The sequence below is a fragment of the Bradyrhizobium sp. AZCC 1577 genome (assembly GCF_036924575.1).
GTDB lineage: Bacteria > Pseudomonadota > Alphaproteobacteria > Rhizobiales > Xanthobacteraceae > Bradyrhizobium.
The window spans coordinates 5,444,430-5,464,715 of the sequence record NZ_JAZHRQ010000001.1 but is presented as its reverse complement, the minus strand read 5'-3'; the positions used below and the strand labels follow the sequence as shown (position 1 = coordinate 5,464,715).

18 protein-coding genes are annotated in these 20,286 nt (G+C 62.4%); 10 read left to right on the top strand and 8 right to left on the bottom strand.

All coding sequences use genetic code 11. The features are described 5' to 3' along the window. The first annotated feature begins 12 nt into the window (after positions 1-12). From V1278_RS26120 to V1278_RS26110, 3 genes are all read left to right on the top strand, one after another. A complete protein-coding gene (locus V1278_RS26120) occupies positions 13-2,205 on the top strand; it encodes an ATP-binding protein (protein ID WP_334382672.1) in 2,193 nt (730 codons plus the stop codon). Positions 2,206-2,383: 178 nt separating this feature from the next. Then, entirely contained in the window at positions 2,384-3,673 is a 1,290-nt protein-coding gene (locus V1278_RS26115; protein ID WP_334382671.1) for a serine hydrolase domain-containing protein, read from the top strand. A gap of 105 nt (positions 3,674-3,778) precedes the next feature. Further along, positions 3,779-4,258: a Crp/Fnr family transcriptional regulator gene (locus V1278_RS26110; protein ID WP_334382670.1), complete on the top strand. Its 480-nt coding sequence runs from the start codon at positions 3,779-3,781 to the stop codon at positions 4,256-4,258. A 314-nt stretch (positions 4,259-4,572) separates the two neighbouring features. On the opposite strand, the gene V1278_RS26105 is transcribed toward V1278_RS26110, so the two are convergent. From V1278_RS26105 to V1278_RS26095, 3 genes are all read right to left on the bottom strand, one after another. Further along, positions 4,573-5,190 (bottom strand): L,D-transpeptidase, encoded by a 618-nt coding sequence (locus V1278_RS26105; RefSeq protein ID WP_334382669.1) that lies wholly within the window; start codon positions 5,188-5,190, stop codon positions 4,573-4,575. Between the two features lie 149 nt (positions 5,191-5,339). After that, positions 5,340-6,590 (bottom strand): vanadium-dependent haloperoxidase, encoded by a 1,251-nt coding sequence (locus V1278_RS26100; RefSeq protein WP_334382668.1) that lies wholly within the window; start codon positions 6,588-6,590, stop codon positions 5,340-5,342. A 628-nt stretch (positions 6,591-7,218) separates the two neighbouring features. Continuing rightward, complete coding sequence (locus V1278_RS26095; protein WP_334382667.1) at positions 7,219-8,457, bottom strand: vanadium-dependent haloperoxidase; 1,239 nt, start codon at positions 8,455-8,457, stop codon at positions 7,219-7,221. Between the two features lie 273 nt (positions 8,458-8,730). On the opposite strand from V1278_RS26095, the gene V1278_RS26090 reads away from it, so the two are divergent. From V1278_RS26090 to V1278_RS26060, 7 genes are all read left to right on the top strand, one after another. Next, the gene (locus V1278_RS26090) at positions 8,731-9,777 is read left to right on the top strand and encodes a cyclase family protein (RefSeq protein ID WP_334382666.1); all 1,047 of its coding nucleotides are present in this window, start codon (positions 8,731-8,733) and stop codon (positions 9,775-9,777) included. A 301-nt stretch (positions 9,778-10,078) separates the two neighbouring features. Continuing rightward, positions 10,079-10,399, top strand: a complete 321-nt coding sequence (locus tag V1278_RS26085) for a hypothetical protein (protein WP_334368246.1) — start codon at positions 10,079-10,081, stop codon at positions 10,397-10,399. An 83-nt stretch (positions 10,400-10,482) separates the two neighbouring features. Then, positions 10,483-11,841 (top strand): amidohydrolase family protein, encoded by a 1,359-nt coding sequence (locus V1278_RS26080; RefSeq protein ID WP_442893735.1) that lies wholly within the window; start codon positions 10,483-10,485, stop codon positions 11,839-11,841. A gap of 366 nt (positions 11,842-12,207) precedes the next feature. Continuing rightward, positions 12,208-12,654, top strand: coding sequence for a GNAT family N-acetyltransferase (locus tag V1278_RS26075; RefSeq protein ID WP_334382665.1), 447 nt, complete (start codon positions 12,208-12,210; stop codon positions 12,652-12,654). A 198-nt stretch (positions 12,655-12,852) separates the two neighbouring features. Beyond that, the gene (locus V1278_RS26070; RefSeq protein ID WP_051379298.1) at positions 12,853-13,131 is read left to right on the top strand and encodes a rhodanese-like domain-containing protein; all 279 of its coding nucleotides are present in this window, start codon (positions 12,853-12,855) and stop codon (positions 13,129-13,131) included. A 7-nt stretch (positions 13,132-13,138) separates the two neighbouring features. Beyond that, complete coding sequence (locus V1278_RS26065; RefSeq protein ID WP_334382664.1) at positions 13,139-14,311, top strand: aminotransferase; 1,173 nt, start codon at positions 13,139-13,141, stop codon at positions 14,309-14,311. Positions 14,312-14,356: 45 nt separating this feature from the next. Next, positions 14,357-15,421 (top strand): polyamine ABC transporter substrate-binding protein, encoded by a 1,065-nt coding sequence (locus V1278_RS26060; protein WP_334369255.1) that lies wholly within the window; start codon positions 14,357-14,359, stop codon positions 15,419-15,421. A gap of 482 nt (positions 15,422-15,903) precedes the next feature. Here the strand turns inward: V1278_RS26060 and V1278_RS26055 are convergent, their stop codons facing one another. The 5 genes from V1278_RS26055 to V1278_RS26035 form a co-directional block, all read right to left on the bottom strand. Continuing rightward, the gene (locus tag V1278_RS26055) at positions 15,904-16,839 is read right to left on the bottom strand and encodes a lipid A biosynthesis lauroyl acyltransferase (protein WP_334382663.1); all 936 of its coding nucleotides are present in this window, start codon (positions 16,837-16,839) and stop codon (positions 15,904-15,906) included. 19 nt (positions 16,840-16,858) lie between these two features. Next, positions 16,859-18,136, bottom strand: coding sequence for a beta-ketoacyl-ACP synthase (locus V1278_RS26050; RefSeq protein ID WP_334368251.1), 1,278 nt, complete (start codon positions 18,134-18,136; stop codon positions 16,859-16,861). A gap of 82 nt (positions 18,137-18,218) precedes the next feature. Beyond that, positions 18,219-19,418 carry a beta-ketoacyl-ACP synthase gene (locus tag V1278_RS26045; protein ID WP_334368252.1) on the bottom strand — a complete coding sequence of 400 codons (1,200 nt, stop codon included), beginning with the start codon at positions 19,416-19,418 and terminating at the stop codon, positions 18,219-18,221. Further along, positions 19,411-19,884: a 3-hydroxyacyl-ACP dehydratase FabZ family protein gene (locus tag V1278_RS26040; protein WP_334368253.1), complete on the bottom strand. Its 474-nt coding sequence runs from the start codon at positions 19,882-19,884 to the stop codon at positions 19,411-19,413. Before V1278_RS26040 ends, V1278_RS26045 begins: the two co-directional genes overlap by 8 nt. A gap of 9 nt (positions 19,885-19,893) precedes the next feature. Continuing rightward, positions 19,894-20,187, bottom strand: a complete 294-nt coding sequence (locus V1278_RS26035; RefSeq protein ID WP_028346689.1) for an acyl carrier protein — start codon at positions 20,185-20,187, stop codon at positions 19,894-19,896. Positions 20,188-20,286: the final 99 nt, after the last annotated feature.

Here is a 20,286-nt window from a genome sequence, read left to right as displayed (position 1 = left end):
AAGGCCCAGGCTATGTCAGTCCCTCTGAGCCAGTCCTCTCGGCGCTTTGCTCGTCCGCTGACGCTCGTGGTCGCGGTGCTCCTGCCTGTGGTTGCCGCGACCGGGCTTCTCGCCATCCAGTATCGTCAGGATCGACAAGCGGCAGATTTTGCGCACGAGCGCAGCCGCCAGGTGCTGGAGACTCTGGATCGGCTGCGGGCGGTCATCGCCGACGTGGAGGCCCAAAGACGCGAGTATCTGCTGACTCTCGACCCCTCATATCTCAAGGCTTACGGCGTCTCCGACGAAAGCGTACGGCGAGACGCGCAGGTGCTCCAGGCTCTGGTCGCGAACGATCCCTTGCAGAACCATCGTGCCGGACATCTGGCGCTGACAGTTGCAGCAAAGCTGCGTGAGATCGATGACATCGTCAAGACGGCCAGCACCTCCGGGCTGGCGGCGCTGACCATGATCCGCAGCCTGGACGAGATAAGGTCGCAAATCGACCAGATGGTGGACCACGAGCGTTTCCTGCTCGTGGACCAGGAGAAGCGCACCGAGGCCCTTGAGCGACGCAAAGCCTGGCTGATCGCGACCGCCGTCGTCATTGTCGCAGTCCTGGCGGTGGTGGCGTTGGCGCTTGCACGGCTCGAAGCGATAAGGCGGCGTAAGGCGATCGCGGAGAACGTCGCGCTCCACGGCGATCTCCTGGCGCGCGATAAGAAGATCCGGCGCCTGGTCGACGCCAACATCGTCGGCATCGTCATTTGGGAGCTCGACGGTCGCATTCTCGAGGCCAATGACGCGTTTCTCCATATGTTAAGCTACGACCGCGAGAATCTTGCCTCGGGTCGGCTGAACTGGACCGACCTGACGCCGGCAGAATGGCGCGACCGCGACGCACGCGCCGCGGAAGAGCTGAGACGGACGGGGACCGTCCAACCATCCGAGAAAGAGTACTTCCGGAAAGACGGCAGCCGCGTACCGGTGCTGATCGGCGGGGTGATGTTCGAACAAAACCCAAATCAAGGTGTCAGCTTCGTGCTCGATCTGACCGAGCGCAAGCGGGCGGAAGAGGCGCTGCGGCAGAGCGAGGAACGCTTTCGCACCCTCGTGCAGTTCTCCTTCGACGTGTACTGGGAGACTGATGCGCAACACCGCTTCACTCACCAGGAGTTCGCGGAGAGCCTTGCCGACGCGCCGGCACCGGGCGCCGAGATCGGCAAGACTCGTTGGGAAGTGCCTTACCTGGAGCCGGATGAAGAGGCCTGGCGCAAGCACCGGGAAACGCTCGATGCCCACCTGCCGTTTCGCGATTTTGAGCTTGCGCGAGCTGGCCCCGACGGCAGCAAGCGTTACGTGTCCGTCTCCGGGCTGCCGGTGTTTGACAGGACGGGGCGCTTCGTCGGCTACCGCGGCGTCGGGCGGCACATCACCGAACGCAGGCGGGCCGAGGAATCCTTGCGCGCCATGCAGGCGGAACTCGCGCACGCCAATCGCGTCACCACGATGGGTCAATTGACGGCCTCGATTGCTCATGAGGTCAACCAGCCGATCGCGGCGACGGTTACCAATGCCGGGGCTGCCCTGCGCTGGCTCAGCGCTCAACCGCCCAATCTCGGCGAGGTTCGCGATTCCCTTCGCCGTATCGTCGAGGACGGCAAGCGCGCCGGCAACGTCATCAGCGGGATCCGGGCCCTCATCAACAAGGTGCCGCCGCGGAACGATCGGTTCGACCTCAATGAAGCCATCCTCGAAATGGTCGTGCTGACCCGGAGCGAAATGGTCAAGCACGGCATCTTGCTGCAGACCAACCTCGCGCCGGGCTTGCCTATGGTGAAAGGCGATCGCACCCAACTGCAGCAGGTGATTCTGAACCTGATCCTCAATGCCATTGAAGCCATGGAGGGCGTCGACCAGCGGGCAGGCGCACTGCGGATCAACAGCGAGAGGGAGGCCGCGGGCGGCGTACTCGTCACGGTTCGCGATTCCGGCCCGGGCCTGGACCCGGCGGATGTCGAGCGCGTATTCGAGGCCTTCTATACGACGAAGGCGAAGGGCATGGGCATGGGCCTCGCGATCTGCCGGTCGATGGTCGAGGCTCACGGGGGACGGATGTGGGCGAGCGCGAACGAACCACGGGGCGCCGTGTTTCAATTTTCCCTGCCGCTGGAACAAGACGAGAGCGTTCAAGCCCGGCAGATCCGGTCCAATCCGGCCGCGTGAGGTTGCGGGTTGCGAGAAGCAAAGTGAGGAGCCGTTCGCGGTTGGAGCAAATGTCCCTGCGCTATGCTCGGACCGGCCACAATGAGGCAAACGCGGACATGTGCGTGCCCGAGACATTGCTTCCGGTCTCAAGTAGCTGCAGAATGGCGCGTCAGAACAGGTCTGCGGGAGGGATATCATGATCTCACGTCGTCTTGTCATCCGACTGCTTGCGGCCGCAGTAATAGCTTTCGCGCTCAGCCCCATCCCGGTGGCCCTGGCTTTTTCGCCCGAGGCGCGCAACGCCAAGCTCGATGAAGTCCTTCGGGGCTTGGTGGAAGGCCGCAGCACTCCGGGTATCGTGGTGCTGATCCTCCAGGACGGCCGCCCGGTCTACAGCCGCAGCGTCGGCGTTCGCGAGGTTGGAAGTACCGCGCCGATCGGCGCAAACGACATGTTCCGAGTTGCCTCAATGACGAAGGCTGTGACCTCGGTGGCGGCGATGATCCTTGTCGAGCAGGGCAAGATTGGCCTGGATGATCCGGTTAGCCGCTTCCTCCCCGAGTTCACCAAGCTTCGGGTGCGAGGGCCCGACGGCGCCGAGGGGCCGGCCAACAGGCCCCCGACCATCCGCGAATTGCTGACCCATACCGCCGGGCTCTCCTATAACTTCATCAATAATGCTCGGCTTGTGGATGCATATCGCGACGCGCGCGTGACCGACGGGCTAGATCAGCCCGAAGTAACCACCGCTGAAGCAATGCAGCGTCTCGCCTCCGTTCCGCTTGGCTATCAGCCTGGTACGGGCTGGGAATACTCGCTCGCGACGGACGTGCTCGGCGCCGTCATCGAGAAGGTGACGGGAAACGGCCTGCAATCTTTTGTCACCGAGCGCATTGCAAAGCCCTTGCGCATCGAGAGCTTTGTGTTCAACGCGCCTGATACCGTTCGCTCACGCTTCGTGCAGGTGACGCGACCCGCACAGGTCACGGGCGCACTCGGCACAGGCTACGTTCCCGTGATGGGACCTGAGGCAGTGCCGTTCCCACCCACCAAGGGCACTGCCAGCCTCGACCCGAACCGCGCCTTCTCTCCGACTGCGTACAATTCCGGCGGCGCCGGCATGAGTGCCACTATCGGTGACTACGTGCGGTTCTTGCAGATGCTGCTGAACGAGGGCGAGCTTGACGGCGTGCGGGTGCTCCGCGCCGAGACGGTCCGGCAGATGACGCAGAACGCGACCGGCAACATGCCGACGATTCGCGGACCCGGTTGGGGCTTCACGCTGGGCTTTGGAATCCTGACCGATCCCGCCGCAGCCAAGAGCCGTCTTCCGGCCGGTAGCTATGGATGGGGCGGCATCTATGGCACGCAGTTTTGGATCGATCCGACAAACCGCGTCATCGGCGTAGTCATGACCCAGACGGCGATCATTGGCTCCGGTCCCATTTCGAATCCCGTCCGGGAGGCGTTCTATGCGGCCGATTGAAGGTTTGATGACCAGCCTGGGGATCGGTCTGCTCCCGCAAGGCTGGTGACGTTCCGCTCAAACGGTGCTCTCGGTCTACCTCCAGGAGCGGGAGTATATTTATCGATGGCTATCAGCTCCCCCGATCTGAAAGCGTTCTTGCTCGCCACACCTTTCTTCGGTGGCCTTTCAGATGCGGGCCTCGATCTCCTGATCTCGATGCTGGTCGAGCGCCGCTTCAACGCCGGTGCCACTGTCGTCGCGGAAGGAGAACCGGGGCGCTCCATGTTCATTGTTCACTCTGGCCAGCTCGTGGTGAGCAAGCGGGCGGATGCCGGACGCGTCATTCGCATGGCGGATCTCGGGCCCGGTGATTTCTTCGGCGAAATGACGCTTATCGAAATGCAGAACCGATCAGCCACCGTCGTCGCGGAGAGCCCAACCATGCTGTACGAGCTCACAGCCCAAAAACTCTACATGTGCTACAAAGCCGACATCCATGCGTATGTGATGGTTATGCAGAACATCAACCGCGAGCTTTGCCGGCGGCTCCGCCGCGCCGACGACCGCATTGCCAGGCTGCAGATGCTTCACGCGAGGCAATGACGCAGGTTTCGCGCGCGGCGCGGGTGGGACGAAAAACTGCGAACGGCGAACGCTCCCTAAACCAATATGAAATTGGATTTGATTTGGACCACGAAGGAGGTGCGCTCCCTCTCCCGCTTGCGGGGAGGGTTGGGGTGGGGGTGTCTCCACGGGCGACACTGCCTGAGTGGAGAGAGCCCCGCCCGGCGCTTCGCCATAGCCGAGGCTTTGCCTCGGCGTCTCAGAGGACGGCCACCGAAGGTGGCCTACGCCTCCCCCGCAAGCGGGAGAGGAAAAGCGCGTCCGCGGCCAAAAAAACATCACGCTCTAGCTCGCTACGCACTCCGGCCCGGCGGGAGGACGACGACGATCGCGCCGAGTTTCACCCGATTGACGAGATCGATAACATCTTCGTTGGTCATGCGGATGCAGCCGGACGAAATGGCCTGACCGATATATTCCGGCTGGTTGGTGCCGTGGATGCGGTACAGCGTGTCCTTGTTGCCCTCGTAAAGATAGATCGCCCGCGCGCCCAGCGGATTGGCCGGACCTCCGGCAACGCGCTTCGGGTAGGGGCCGAGCCGGGCCTGGATCTCCGCCGTCGGGATCCAATCCGGCCATTCCGCCATGCGGCCAACCGTAGCGACGCCGGACCAGGCCAGCGCTTCCTCTCCCACCGTCACGCCGTAGCGGATCGCCTTGCCCCCAGGCAGGACGTAGTACAGATACTTGGCGTTGGTATCGACCAGGATCGTTCCCGGCTGCTCCTTGCGCGTGTAGTCGACAATATGCCGGCGATAAGTCTCGGGAATGCTGGCCTGCGCGTAGGGCGTGCGGGCGAGCAACTGCCGGTCCCTTGGGGTCAAACTGGCATTCGACGATGGTGCAAGCGTCGCTTGCGTACAGCCGCCCAGCAGCCCTACCAGTAACAACGCGAGCCCACGCCCCATCATCGCGTGTCCTCCAAGAGTCCACATGGACGTAATTTGTTTGCTCAAAAAGTGTGGAAATCAAGGCGTCGCTCCCGGATCGGGTCAGGCCGGGGCATCACGACCTAGCCAGGTGACGTCCGTGCTGCGGCAAGCCGCAGCACGCCGCCCGATTACCGAGTGCCTTGAGATGGCGCCGAAACATGCGTCGGCTTCACGTAGTAGTTTGCCACCAGATGGTCGGCGATCTTGCGACCCATCGCTTCTCCGACCTCCAGCGAATTGCGGAAATGAATGCCGCCCCAGATGCGCACTTCTTTGTGCTCCTGGGTCATCTGCGCAAAGCTGGTGAATTGGCGCGAAAGGCGCGCGTCGGAAGTATCGGTCGCGGTGAAGCTCTCTGTCCCGGTGCCGAAAACAGCTTCCAGAACGCCTTGTGCCGCACCCGCGTTGATCCCGGCCTGCGACGGGTATTCGGGATGCATCGGCGTGGTGTTCAGAGGCTGCCAGCCTGCCTCGCGTTCCGTCGCATCGTTGCCGTCCTGGTCGCCGTTGCGGATCGCGGTAATCGGCCGCCAAAAATTGTATTGGAATTTGGCGTCCCAATCGACGATGAAGCAGTTGGCGAGAGCCATGGACATCAGTGCAAACACTCGCGCGCTTTCTGCCACCGGGAGGCCATGACGAGCGGAAGCCTGCCGAGCCGCCTGGAACCATGCGGGCCCGAGGTTGGCTTGCGTCCAGAAGCGCACGGCGTCGGACTGCGCGTCGGTCCGCTTCGCGCTTTTTACCCCACCCATTTCCTTGGTTTCATTGTAATCGCGCGCATAAAGAGCGCTGTTGAGGGCCGGGGGCGCACCCGGGCGGAACTGACTTGCACTCTCCAAGCCCCACGGCTTGGCTGTCGCATATTGAGGGAAGAGCGGCGGCGTGGTCGGCACCCATATGCCAGCCGTGGTGAACGGGCGGTATGTGTCGGGCGCGTTTGTCGCGTCGCTCTGACGTTCGGCGAAAACGGCGTCCGCAACTTTTGCGCCTAAATCAATACCCGCGGCCCGAGCGGGGTTGTCCGGAATGATTTTCATCGTCTCCGCGAAGGCTGCATTGATCCGCTCCTTCTGGCCGGGATACTGGCGCATGAGAATTTCTCGGGCAGCCGCCGCAGCGGCGGCCTCGGCTGAAGCGTTCGGGTCAATTGGAAGCTCCTGTATGTAACGCGAATATCGGTTCTGCACCGAGTTGACCGCGTCAGACATGGACACGTTTACGAGGGCCATGCTGCGGGTCCACGGATTACCGCCAACGTTGACCGCCTTCATCACGGCCATTGCGGTGTTGTTCCAATCGGCGATGACGTCCGCGTGGACCGCTGTATTGGCTGAAATTAGTCCCAGGCCGACGATTGCAGCTTTCAGTACGTTCATCGTTGCCTCCTTCGAAAAAGGTGGACTTTCAAATGACTGTCGATGTCGTGTGTACGTACCTCCGTATTCATCTTGTCGTGCGCGCAGCCGCATCTGTGCTCCGTCACGCGAAGGCGTCGCCCAACTGCCAAGGGTCCATTGCAACTTTCGCCAGGTCGGCCGATCGCGGCGGCACTTAGCGAACGGCGAGCCTATTGCTCGGGCGTGTCCGTTGTCGAAGAAGACGTCGCGGACCAGCGCTCGTCAAAACTCGCAGTTGGGAGTTCGTTCGCGTCAACCGTGCGGCCATTCGACATGGTCGTGCCGGCGGAGACGGCAATGCTCTCCGTCGAAGGCGAGTGCGACCTCATGGTGGCGGCGGATGCGGCAACAGCGAGCAGAGCGACAGCCACGAACCCAGTTATCGTTCGATGCTTCGTCATCAGAACCTCCTGTGGTCCCGAGAGCCCCTTAGGGTGGGTCAGGGGAACGTCGCGAAGGTTCAACGGCAAAGCGAAAAGTGTGGATTGTGTGTTTCCACAGATCGGACAACGAAGTTGTCCCGAATTCAAACTGCTCACGCGACATTCGTGCATAGGCGAATGCCCCGGATTTTCATCCGGGGCTTTCGCGTGATCAACTCGAGAGCTCAAGGCGCCCGCTTGAGCGTGTTCTCGATCATGTAGGCCGCGACCTTTCGGCCCACGTCCTCGCTGGTGCGGATCGCGAATCGATAGTGCACACCGCCCCACACGCGGACATTCTTCTGCTCCTCCGCCATATCGGCCAGGCTGGCGAATTGCCGCGTTCGCTTCGCATCTCGCACATCGGTTGCCGTGAAAGGAATCGCCTTCACGGGACCGAACACCGATTCCAGAACCGCCGTCGCGATCGTTGCGTTGATGGTCGCCTGCGAGGGATATTCTGGATGCATCGGCGTTGGGTTGAACGAGGTCCAGCCGGCATCGCGCTCGGTCGCATCGTTGCCGTCCTGGTCGCCATTGCGGATCGCGGTGACCGGTCGCCAGAAATTGTAGGTGTACTTCGCGTCCCAATTGACGATGTAGGCGTTCGCCAGACTCATGTTGAGCAGGGCGAACAGGCGGGCACATTCGGCGAGTGGCATCTCCTGCTTCATCGCGAGCTCGCGTGCCGCCGCCTGCCATGCCGGGCCGAAATTAGTGTTTTCCCAGAATGTAACCGCCTCGGTCTGCTCGGCGGTACGCGCCGTGCTCTTGGTGCCGCCGAGGCTCTTGACCTCGTTGTAGTCCCGGGCCCACTCGTCGCTTGACAGTGCCGGCGGCGGGCCGGGCCGGAACTGGTCGGCACTCCCAAACACCCATGGCTTCGCGCGCGCGTATTGCTCCCGCATCGGCGGTGTGGTCGGCACCCATACCCCTGGGGCAGTGTGCGGCCGATAGGTGTCCGCAGCGTTGGTGCCGTCGTTTGCGCGGTCGGCCTGTACCGCGTCGGCGACCGCCATACCCAGTTTGATGCCTTCGGTCTTGGCTGGCCCCTCGGGGATCGCCTTGAGCGATGCCGCGTAGGCCTCTTCGATCTTGTCTTTCTTTGCCGGGTAGATCTGAACAAGGATCTGCCGCGCGGCCGTCGCGGCCGCGGCTTCGGCCGACGCGCCAGGCGCAGCCGGAACCGTCGCGACCACGCGGGTGTAGCGGTTATGCACGGTATTGATCGCATCCGACATCGCAACATGCACCATGGCCAAGGTGCGCAGTTTGGGATTGTTGCCGAGGTCATTGGCCACCAGGGTACCGGTGGTCACGTTCCAGTCAGTGACGACATCGGCGCGCGCCGGCGCGCCCAACAGCGCGGCAGCGATGATGCCCGGCAGCAGAGTAGCTGCCGACATTCCTAAAACGGATTTCATCGGAAGACTCCTTTTTGCCGCCCACGCGATGGAGTGTTGGTTCACGCCAGGTGGGCATGGGCACCTTAGTCCTCCGCATTTCATCTTGGTGTGAACCACTTCACCTGTGGCGCGAGACATCCGAGCGGGACTATCGGCTTTTGCGGCACTAGCCATCGCGTCTCTCTGAATTTTTGCTGAGGCGGGCGCCGACCGACAATCTCGTTGATCCCACGGTGAGCTCAGGCCTAGACTGGGGAAGCTGAGCTATCCATGTCGTTCCAGGAGGATTCCATGAAGGTAGTTTCGCGATTCCTGCTCGCCGTGACCGTTCTCGCATTCGCCGCCGGCGGAGGCTATGCGCAGGACGGTGGCATGAAGAAGTGGTCAAAAGGAAAAGGATGGGGCTGGGTCTGGGGACCTCAGGACGAGGTCGGAAACCTCAACGAGATGACTGATGCATCACGTTTGGCTGCCTTGAAGCTCGTGACACAGGGTAGGGTCTACGATCTCGGCCTTCCGTACGACCGCTATTCATACAAATGGCCCGGCCACAGCCCGGGAGAAATCATGAGCTTCCGGTCGCCCGCGGGCGTGAGGAGCCAGAAGGATCTGTCGTTCACCACGCCGGAGGGCGGCAATACGGGCATCACCGCCTGGCATAGCAACGCGATCTTCATGAACGACAACGTGGCGACCCAGATTGATGGGCTCGGCCACGTCACGCATGGACCGAAGAACGAGTTTTACAACGGTTTCACGTCCGACGAGTGGGGCGGCGACTTCGGCGTTCGCAAGGCTGACGTGACCACGATCCCGCCGATCGTCGCGCGGGGCGTCTTGGTCGACGTTGCGGGCTTCAAGAACGTGGAGGCCCTTCCGTCTTCCTATGAAATCACTGTCGCTGATATCGAGGGCGCGTTGAAGGCGCAGAATGTCGACGTCACCCCGGGCACGGTCGTTCTGCTGCGCACGGGAACTGCGCGCTACTGGGGCGAGAACGGCCGCGACCATGCCAAAATCGGCCAGCACGACTCGGCGGGCATCGGCCTGACAGCCGCGAAGTGGCTCGTCGAGGAGAAGGGCGCGCTTATGCTCGGTTCCGATACATCCGGGCTCGAATATGGGCCGCCGAAGCCGGCCGACTCTCAGGCCGTTGGCGGCAGCTTCATCCCGGTCCACGTCTATCTGCTGGTCCAGCAGGGCGTCCACATCCTGGAGTTCAATAACCTTGAGCGGCTTGCTGCAGATCGTGTCTACGAGTTCGCCTATATCCTGACCACAAACGCCATCCGCGGTACCGTGGCCGGCACGACGCTGCGGCCGCTCGCCCTCCGTTGAGAAGTTGCGTCCGTTAGGGCCACATTCAGAGCGGACACGCTCTGCCTATCTTCCAACCGCCGGTTTGTGCCAATAGCAGAGGTGCGCACCAGATAAGCCACTGCCCCTTACCTATTCTTAAGGTTGTCCGGATCGGCTTCCGATCACCGCGCAACTGCGCCTCTCTTGAGAGCATTTTGCGCGAGAAAAGCATCAATGAGCGGCGGACCTGCGCCATTGCTAAGGGGAAACGTCCCTGTATAGTGTGAGTGATAACGAGCGCAACTTAACCGCGACAACGCGGTGATGTGGAGAATGCTCGATGAACAAAGTGCTCGCAGTTCTGTTGGGGGCGTCATTCCTCAGTTTGGCTGAGTTGCTTCCTCCCGTCATTCCCAACGCAGTTGCGCAAAGCGTTACTATCGATCGCGACGGTGTTCGCATCGATCGCAGAGGACGCATTGATCGGCAGGACGCAACACGAATCGCGCGACGCAATGGCGTCCATCGCATCCGGAACATCGACAGGCGCGGCAGATACTGGGTCGTCACAGGTGAGACGCGCCGGGGGCGCGACATCTTAAGGCTAACGATTGATGCAAGAAGCGGCCGAGTGATTGGACGTCGCTACATGCATCGCTGAAAACTTAAGCGCTCTGGTTCGCACTGCGCGGCAATGTTGTTGTCATGAATACACCTTGGCGATCCGCTGCTCGTGAGGGTCAAATGGTTTCCGCGCATTTCTGCCGTTTGGTTGCGCTACAGATCTGTGCGCTGGCGCTCCCGATGGACGTGGCGCCAGCCCAGCAAGTAAACCACGCGACAACGCTCTTCAACAATGTCAGGGTCTTCGATGGCAAGGGCCAGACGTTATCCGAACCGACAAACGTTCTTGTTCGAGGTAATCTGATCGAAACAATTTCCCAGACACCGATTTCGGTTGATCGAAGCGCCACTACGACGATTATCGACGGAGGTGGGCGAACGCTGATGCCCGGCCTGATCGACGTGCATTGGCACGCGATGTTGATCCGGGTGACGCCGGCACAGTCGCTCGGCGACGTCGGCTACCTTAATCTCGTGGCTGGCAACGAGGCGACTGACACTCTGATGCGCGGCTTCACCACCGTACGCGACGTGGGCGGTCCGGTGTTCGGTCTCAAGAGCGCCATCGACGAGGGTATCGTCAAAGGCCCGCGCATTTATCCGTCCGGTGCCGTGATTACTGTCACGAGCGGGCATGGGGATTTCCGTCAGCTAACTGATCTGCCGCGGACGATCGGCGGCATGCTGACGCGTATGGAGCAGACTGGCGGCGCGATGGTTGCGGACAGTCCCGACGAGGTGCGATTGCGCGTCCGCGAACAGTTCATGCAGGGAGCCTCCCAAGTCAAATTGACGGCAGGCGGCGGGGTGTCGTCACCCTTCAGTCCGATTGATGTGACCACATTTACCGCGACCGAAATGCGCGCCGCCGTTGAGGCAGCCGAGAATTGGGGCACCTACGTTACCGCGCATGCCTTTACGCCACATGCGATCCAGGTGGCTATTGCGGCTGGCGTGAAGTGTATCGAACATGGCATGCTGATGGACGACGCAACCGCCAAACTGTTCGCCGAAAAAGGGATTTGGCTAAGCATGCAGCCACTCCCCGAGGACTTGCGGCTGGGCTTTCCAGTGGGTTCAGTTCAGCGAGCCAAGGCGGATGAGGTCTGGCCCGGCATAGGTCGGACTTACGAACTGGCGAAGAAGTACAAGATCAAGACGGCGTGGGGCACTGACGTCCTATTCTCTGCTGCGCTGGCGCGCCAACAAGGGGCAATTCTGGCCTCGCTCACTCGCTGGTACACACCCGCCGAAGCGCTAATCATGGCAACCTCGACTAACGCCCAACTGCTGGAACTCTCCGGAAAACGAAATCCCTATCCGGGAAAGCTCGGCGTCGTGGAGCGGGGAGCGCTCGCCGATCTCTTGCTCGTCGATGGCAATCCGCTGGACAACATCAGCCTCATTGCCGATCCTGCCAACAGCTTCAAGGTCATCATGAAGGACGGTACGATTCACAAAAATACTCTGGCCAAGTGAGGACGTGCTGAGCCTGCTTTTCGGAATTGCATCCTCGCCTCTCGGCTGGGCGGTCGCGGCAATCGGCTTTCTTTGCCGAGTTATTCTCATCGCGTGGCATCAACGCGCCTGCGCAGGCGGCCGAGGGCCAAGCCGATTTCTCGCAGCGGATTCGTGCATCCTTGCCGACAATACTTCTGCCTGAATGGATGCCGGCAGTTTCATGGCGAACCATCGCGGACGAGCGGCATCTTCCCTTTGTCAGTCCGCGTCCGCTATGGATCCATCCTCAGACGTCGGCGTACGCGGCCATCAAGTCCGCTCACCTCTCGATAGCTGATATTGTCGCGCTGGTTCGGCAGTTCGTTTAACTCGAGGCAGGTTACGATGGAGACCGTTTACCGTCGGGCGACGCGTAAGGACGCAAGCGGTCTCCACGACATTCGACGGCGATCTATCCTTGGACTCGCGCCGCCAAAAATGCCCGTTGCCGAAGCGCAGGCGTGGGCTGCGAAGCTCACGCGCGCCGGAATGGAGCAAAAGCTGCGTGAGCTGGAAGTCTGGGTGGCCGAGCTGGATGGCATCGTAGCCGGGTGGGGGGCCATTCGCGGCGACTGGCTGGAGGGACTCTATACCGACCCGGAATTTGCCCGCCGGGGCGTTGGCGCGGGGTTACTGGAGATGTTCGAGCGGCTGATGTGCGAGCAAGGCATTCGGGCGGTGCGGGCCGAAGCCAGTTGGAACGCGATGGCATTCTACCTTCGTCGAAGTTACCGGGGGAATGGTCCTCAGTCGCCGAATGGCGCTTGGCCCATTGCGAAGGAGCTTCTATAGCCGCCTCCGCCGAAGCTGAGGCCGGAGGTTCGAACGGCGCTTTAAACCGTTCGCGGCGCTTGATTTTCACCGCGCGAGGGGCGACTTTGGCGCCCGCTTGGCCGGGCCCGTCGGAGCCCGCGCGGCAGGTTGTCAGGAGGATATTGCGTGGCGGACCATCAGGTGCACGATTTGACGCCGGAAGATGTTTCCAGGGGGATGGCGGAGGGACGCTATCTTCTGGTCGATGTCCGCGAGCCCAATGAGGTGGCGGTGGAGGCCTATCCGGATGGGGTGGTGGTTCCGCTCCAGAGCTTCGATCCGGCGGCCATTCCGGAACCGCAGGGAAAGCAGGTGGTTTTCGCCTGCCGCTCAGGCAAGCGCTCGGTGACGGCTTCGCTCGCAGCGCAGGCGGCGGGGCTGCCTTACGACAAGCATCTGGCAGGGGGCATCATCGGCTGGAAGGCTGCGGGATTGCCGACCAAAACCGGCGGCTGATCTGCCCATGACATCCATGAACAAGGTCTTTGCCGACCTTCCCGTCACCGTCTTCGAGGCGATGTCGCAGGCGGCGCGCGACAACAACGCCATCAATCTCGGCCAGGGCTTTCCCGACGATCCCGGGCCGGAAGACATTCGTCGCGCCGCGGCCGATGCGACCGTGAACGGCTATAACCAGTACCCGTCGATGATGGGCATTCCGGAACTCCGGCAGGCCATCGCGGCTCATTACGGCCGCTGGCACAAGCTCTCGCTTGATCCGATGACGGAAGTGATGGTGACCTCGGGCGGCACCGAGGCGCTGACCGCGTCCATTCTCGCCCTGGTCGAACCCGGCGATGAGGTTGTCGTGTTCCAGCCGGTCTATGACAGCTATTTGCCGATCATCCGCCAGGCCGGCGGCATTCCGCGCCTGTTGCGGCTCGAGCCGCCGGGCTGGCGACTGACGGAAGAGATGCTGGCCAGCGTCTTCAATCCCAAGACCAAGGCGGTGCTGTTCAACAACCCGCTCAATCCGGCGGCTGTCGTCTATCCCCGCGAAGACCTCGAATTGCTGGCGCGGTTCTGCCAGAAGTTCGACACCATCGCGATCTGCGACGAGGTCTGGGAGCACGTGATCTTCGACGGCCGCGAGCATATCCCGCTGATCACGATCCCGGGCATGCGCGAGCGCACCATCAAGGTCGGCAGTGCCGGCAAGATTTTTTCGCTGACGGGGTGGAAGGTCGGCTTCGTCTGCGCCGCGCCGCCGCTGTTGCGGGTGGCGGCCAAAGTGCACCAGTTCCTGACCTTCACCACCGCGCCGAACCTGCAGGCTGCGGTGGCCTATGGCCTCGGCAAACCCGATCACTATTTCTACGACATGCGCAAGGAACTGGCGCGGAGCAGGGACCGGTTGACGAAAGGACTGGAGGGCATCGGCTTTCCCGTGCTGAAGTCGCAGGGCACGTATTTTCTCACCGTCGACCTGTCGCCGCTGGGCTTGAATGAGACCGATGTCGAGTTCTGCAGGCGCATTGTGAGCGACTACAAGGTCGCCGCGATCCCGGTGTCGGCTTTCTATGAACAGGATGCGGTGACGTCGGTGGTGCGGTTCTGTTTTTCCAAGAAGGACGAAACGCTGGATACCGCGCTGGAACGCCTGTCGGACGCGGTGCACGGCCGTCGCAAGAGGTAGAGGATGCGCCATCCAATCCGAGGCCCGCTTTGCCTGATCGGCGTGATGACGGTCGCGCTGTCGCTCTCGCCCGCCTGGGCGCAGGAGCGCACCGTGAACTTCTACAACTGGTCGAACTACATGGCGCCGGGGGTGCTGGAGGATTTCACCAAGGAAACCGGCATCAAGGTGGTCTACGACACGTTCGATGCCAACGAGACGCTGGAGACGCGCCTCTTGGCGGGAAAGTCGGGCTATGACGTCGTGGTGCCGACCGGATATTTTCTGCAGCGCCAGATCACCGCAAAAGTCTTCCTCAAGCTCGACAAGTCGAAGCTGCCCAATCTCGCCAATGCCTGGCCGGTGGTGACCGGCCAGCTTGCGACCTATGATCCCGGCAACAACTATGCCGCCAACTACATGTGGGGCACCACGGGCATCGGCTACAACGTCAAGGCCGCGCAGAAAATCCTGGGTCCCGACGCCAAGATCGACAGTTGGGATATCGTCTTCAAGCCGGAGAACCTCGCGAAATTCAAAGACTGCGGCATCCATATGCTTGATTCCGCCGACGACATTCTGCCGGCGGCGCTGAGTTATCTCGGCATCGATCCGAACTCCACCAAGCAGGCCGATCTGGAAAAGGCCGCCGATCTCGTCAGCAAGATCAGGCCCAACGTCCGGAAGTTTCACTCTTCCGAATATCTGGGCGCGCTGGCGTCGGGCGAGATCTGCTTCGTGGTGGGCTGGTCGGGCGACATCATGCAGGCGCGCAGCCGCGCGGCGGAAGCCAAGAACGGCGTCGAGATCGGTTACACGATCCCGAAAGAGGGCGCGCAGATGTTCTTCGACAATCTCGCGATCCCTGCGGATGCCAAGAACGTCGCGGAAGCCTACGAGCTGATCAACTATCTCTACCGCCCCGAGGTCGCGGCGAAGAATTCCGACTTCCTGTCTTACGCCAACGGCAATCTCGCGAGCCAGAAGCTGATCGATCCGAAGATTTTGAACGACAGGAATATCTATCCGGACGAGGCGACGCAGAAAAAGCTGTTCGTCATCCGGGCCCGCGAGCCTGCGACGCAGCGGATCATCAACCGGCTGTGGACGCGGGTGAAGACGGGGAGGTGATGCGGCACTCCGGTGCCCCATCCGTCATTGCGAGGAGCAACGCGACGAAGCAATCCATGCATCAGCAAGCGGGAAGATGGATTGCTTCGCGGAGCCTGTCATCGGGCGCGCATTCGCGCGACCGTTGGCTCGCAATGACGTGGAGAGGTCTCCCGCGCACAATACCTCATCCGGCCAACAAACCTCCATTGCCGGAACGCGAAGGAAACTCTATAGCTCGCTTCCGGGAGCATCATATGACCAACATCCTCACCTTCTTCTCAACGCGCACGCTGCTGCAGATCATTGTCGTCCTGGCATCGACGGTTGCGATGAAGGCGTGGAGCCTCGGCCTGTTCGGCGGATAGGCCCCAACCGGGAGGTGAGGGAGCGTTGCTCCCGTCATTGCGAGGAGCGAAGCGACGAAGCAATCCATGCCTCAGCGAGTCGAGAGTGGATTGCTTCGCTCCGCTCGCAATGACGAGGAGAGACGGTTGCGGATTCTACCGCCACCGTCTGTGCAGCCACAGCCACTGGTCCGGATATTCCCGCACCCAGCCTTCGACCACGGATGTCACCGCCTGCATCGTGCCCTGGATGTCGATTTGCCCTGCGGCGTCGCGCACCGGTTTGACCTCTTCGGATAGTTCGGCGCGGAAGCGGTGGTTGGGCAGGCGGATGATGCGCACGCCATGCACGGGGCATTCGACCTGCCGCAACAGCCGCGCCAGCGTCGGGTTGGCCTTGGTCTTGCGGCCGAAGAACGTCACCTCGACGCCGTTGCCCAGGTACTGATCGACCAGCATCGCGACGTGCTGGCCCCGCTGCAGGGCCTCCGCCAGCTTGAGCGGCGCTTCGCGGCCGGCCGGCACCAGCGTGCCCATCTTGACGGCGCGGATCCGTTCGATGGCGCGGTCGGCGGCCTCGATGTTCGGCCGGCGGAACAGGATGGCGCAATCGAGCCCGTGCGCGACGGCGCCGAGCGCGGGGATTTCCCAATTGCCGAGATGGCTCGCGAAGATGATCGCAGGCCTCCCGTCGTCGCGCAAAGAATCGAAGATTTCCTTGGTCCGCGGGGGGAACTCGATGCGGCTCGGCTTCTCCGGATGATCGAGGTCGTAATCCCAGATGTGATCGAGATGGGCGAACTCGGCGCCGATGCGGCCGAGATTGTCCCAGACGCCGGCCAGGATGGTTTCGATCTCTTCGGCCGATTTCTCCGGGAAGGCGGCCTTGAGATTCTCGCGGCCGATGCGGTCCTCGCGCAGCCTGCGCCCGATGAAGCGGGTGACGCGGCCGAAGAAATCGGCGGTCTTGTCCGGATCGAAATAGCGGGTGGTCCGCAACAGCGCGATCGTCAGCGCGCCGACGGCTATTTCCGCCATGGGCTTGGCGGCGTCGCGCAGGCGCGCCTTGGTGCGTAGGAGCAGGCGTTTCATTTAAGAAATAGCCAGCTCGCTACACCGGTTCGCGCGTCAGGATCAGCGAGGCGTTTTGCCCGCCGAAACCGAACGAGTTCGACATCACGGCGGTGACCTTGGCGTCGCGCGCCTTGTTGCCGACCACGTCGAACAGGATGGCCGGATCCGGAATCTCGTAATTGATGGTCGGCGGAATCCGCTGATGCTCCAGCGTCAGCAGCGAGAACACGGCTTCCACCGCGCCGGCCGCGGAAATCGTATGCCCGACCATCGACTTGTTCGAGGACACCGGAATCTTCGGCAGATGATCGCCGAACACGACCGCGGTCGTGTTGTACTCCATCTTGTCGTTTTCCGGTGTCGCGGTGCCGTGCGCGTTGATGTGGTCGATCTGCTCCGGCTCGAGGCCGGCATCGGCCAGTGTCTTGCGCATGCAGCCGATGATCGGCTTGCCGTCCGGGCTGGAGCGGGTGCGGTGGAACGAGTCGGTCAGCTCGCCGCAGCCGGCCACCACGCCGAGAATTTTGACGCCGCGCGCGATTGCGGACTCGTAGCTCTCCAGCACCATCGCGCCGGCGCCTTCCGCCATCACAAAACCGTCGCGGTTCTTGGAAAACGGCCTAGAGGCGGCCTGCGGCGGATCGTTTTGCGTCGATAGCGCCGACAACAGCGAGAATCGCACCATCGCTTCCGGGTTCACCGAGCCGTCGGTGCCGACGCACAGCGCAGCATCGGCTTCGCCGCGGCGGATCGCCTCGACGCCGAGCTGGATCGCGGTGGCGCCGGAGGCGCAGGCGGTGGAGAGCGAGATCGGCGATCCCTTGGTGCCGAACGTTTCGGCCAGGTGACTCGCTATCGAACCGAACATGAAGCGGCGATGGTAGGCTGTGAACCGGCCGCCGCCGCTGACGCGCAGCATATCCTCGTAGCCGAATTCGGTCCTGCCGACCGCGCGTCCGAGTTCGAGCCGCTGCGGCCATTCGACTTCGACCGGCGCAACTGCCAGAAACAGCGGTCCGGGAAAGTCGGCCTTGGCGCCGATCGCCGCCTGTTCGAGCGCTTCCCCGGTCGCCATCTCGGCGAGACGTTCGCTGAGGCCGGTCGACGAGAACGGATCGACGGTGACGAAATCGACGGTGCCGGCCATGGTCGTTTTGAGGCCGTCGATCGGAAAGCGCGTCACGGTGCGGATGCCGGATTCACCCGCGGTCAACTTTGCCCAATTGTCCTGCTTGCCGGCGCCGAGCGACGTCACTACGCCCATGCCGGTGACGACGACGATCGGCCTGCCGAGTTTATCGCGTGGTGCTGACATGGTTCCCCCGATGTTGCGCCGTAACTGAAAGTGCGCTCACTGCTTGCTCTGGCGGTGCCGAAAGTGGTCTTTCGGCCACGCTCTACTTGATGGCCTCGACCAGGGCCATGCCTTCGCCCTGCCAGTGACCGGCCCCCACCACGACAATCTGGTCCGGGCTGCCTGCCTTTTCAACCTCGAGGCCTGTCGGGTCGTTGGGCGGGAATAGCGCGCCACGGGAGATCGAGAGTGCGGCAAGCGCCAGCCCCAGCGGAAACTGCGTCTCCAGCGTGTGACCGAAGATCGTGCCGGTGGCGCGCACCGCAAAGCCGGGATGCTGGCGCAAAAAGGCCTTCTCGTCCGACGTCACCGGCTCGACGCCGGTTGCGCCCGTGATCAGGGTGCCGCTGTCGCCGACGCCGAGCTTCGGCCACAGCGCTTCCAGCGATTTGGTCACCGTGCCCGGCTGCTTGCGCTGCGCAAGGTCGGCAACGACCTTGGTCAGTTTGGCGTAAGGCTTGGCGCCGCGGGCTTCGGCGTGCTCGCGGGCTTCCAGCACCAGGAAACAGCCGGCGGAGCCGAGCGCGAACCCGCCTCTCTCCTCGCGTTGCCACACCGGCGAAAACTTTTCGGTCAGGTTGAAGTCGCCGAATTCATAGAGCACCAAAAGATCGGACCGTTCGCCATTATGGGCCGCGCCGACCAGCGCGATGTCGCTTTGGCCGGCTTCGATCCGCGCCAGCGCAATCCGTGCCGCGTCGATGCTGGCGGCTTCCTCGCCCATGAAGGTGCGCGAGGTGCCGCAGACGCCATGGACGATGGCGATGTTGCCGGCGAGCAGGTTGGAGAGCTGGGCCAGGAACAGCGTCGGCCGCAGATCGTTCATCAGCCGTTCGTTGAGGAAACCCGGGCTCGAATTGCCCCTGGCGTCGGCGTTCAGGATTGCCGCGTCGACCGCGATGTCGCGCTCGCCACCGCCGGCGGCGACGATCATGTCCATCCGTCCGAGGATTTCCTTGTTGCCTTTGACGCCCGCTGAATCCAGCGCCAGCCCGGCGGCATAGGTGCCGATGCGCTGCCACGCCTCCATCTGGCGCTGGTCGCCCTTTTTCGGGATCTGCGCGTCGAAGGTAACAGGCGCCAGCGGATGCACGATGTAGGGCGCGAACCGCTTGTCGTCGATGTTGATCCTGCCGGCGTTGAGCGCATCCCAATGCGCGTCCAGCCCCTCGCCGAGCGAGGAGACGATGCCGATGCCGGTGATCCAGACTTCCTTGGCGCCTGCGGATTTTGGCTCAGTCATGCGTGATTGCCTGCAGTGGGAAGCCGATCTTGTTGGCCATCGCGTCCATGTGCACGCGCAAGGCCGGGTCGGGGAAGGGGGCAAGGCCGAAAGTTATTTCAGCGCTGCACTTCAACTCCTTGCCGACGCGGCCCTTGGCCTTGGTGACGGCAAAGCCGGAACCTTCGTGCTCGAGCTTCGCCTCGATCGTCAGCAACGAGCCGGGACTGACGAACCCGCGCATCTTGGCTTCCTTCACGATGGCCAGGAACGGCATGCGCTCGAATTTCAGGACGCCGAGTATCAGCCAGCCGGAGCTCTGCGCCATCGCTTCGGTCAAGAGCACGCCGGGCATGGTCGGAAAGCCCGGAAAGTGTCCCTCGAAGATGGTGTGCGCGGCCGGCACCTGCGCCTCGACCGTAATCCTCTTCTCGTCGAGGTTCAGGTCGACGACGCGGTCGATGAGCTGGAAGTAATCAAGGTCCATGGCGGGCGATTAGGCGCCCGGGGCTGCATTCTTGGCGGCGACCAGCTCGTCGATGCGATCGGCGAGATTTTGCAGCACGAAATACTGCTCGGTCGTGGCCTTGCCGTCGTTGACCTCCTGGGTCCATTTTTCGAGCGGCATCTTGATCCCGAACGCCTTGTCGATGGCAAAGGCGATGTCGAGGAAGTCCAGGCTGTCGATGCCCAGATCGTCGATGGCGTGGCTCTCCGGCTTGATCGTGTCGCGCGGGATGTCGCAGGTCTCCGCGATAATGTTGGCGATCTGATCGAATGTGGAAGACATCATTAAGCCTTTGATATACTGGAGAAAATCCGGAACGGCTTGGAGGAGGCGGGTGCACGGCCCCGGAAGGCCCATTCCCTCGGCCGGAGTCGAGTGCCC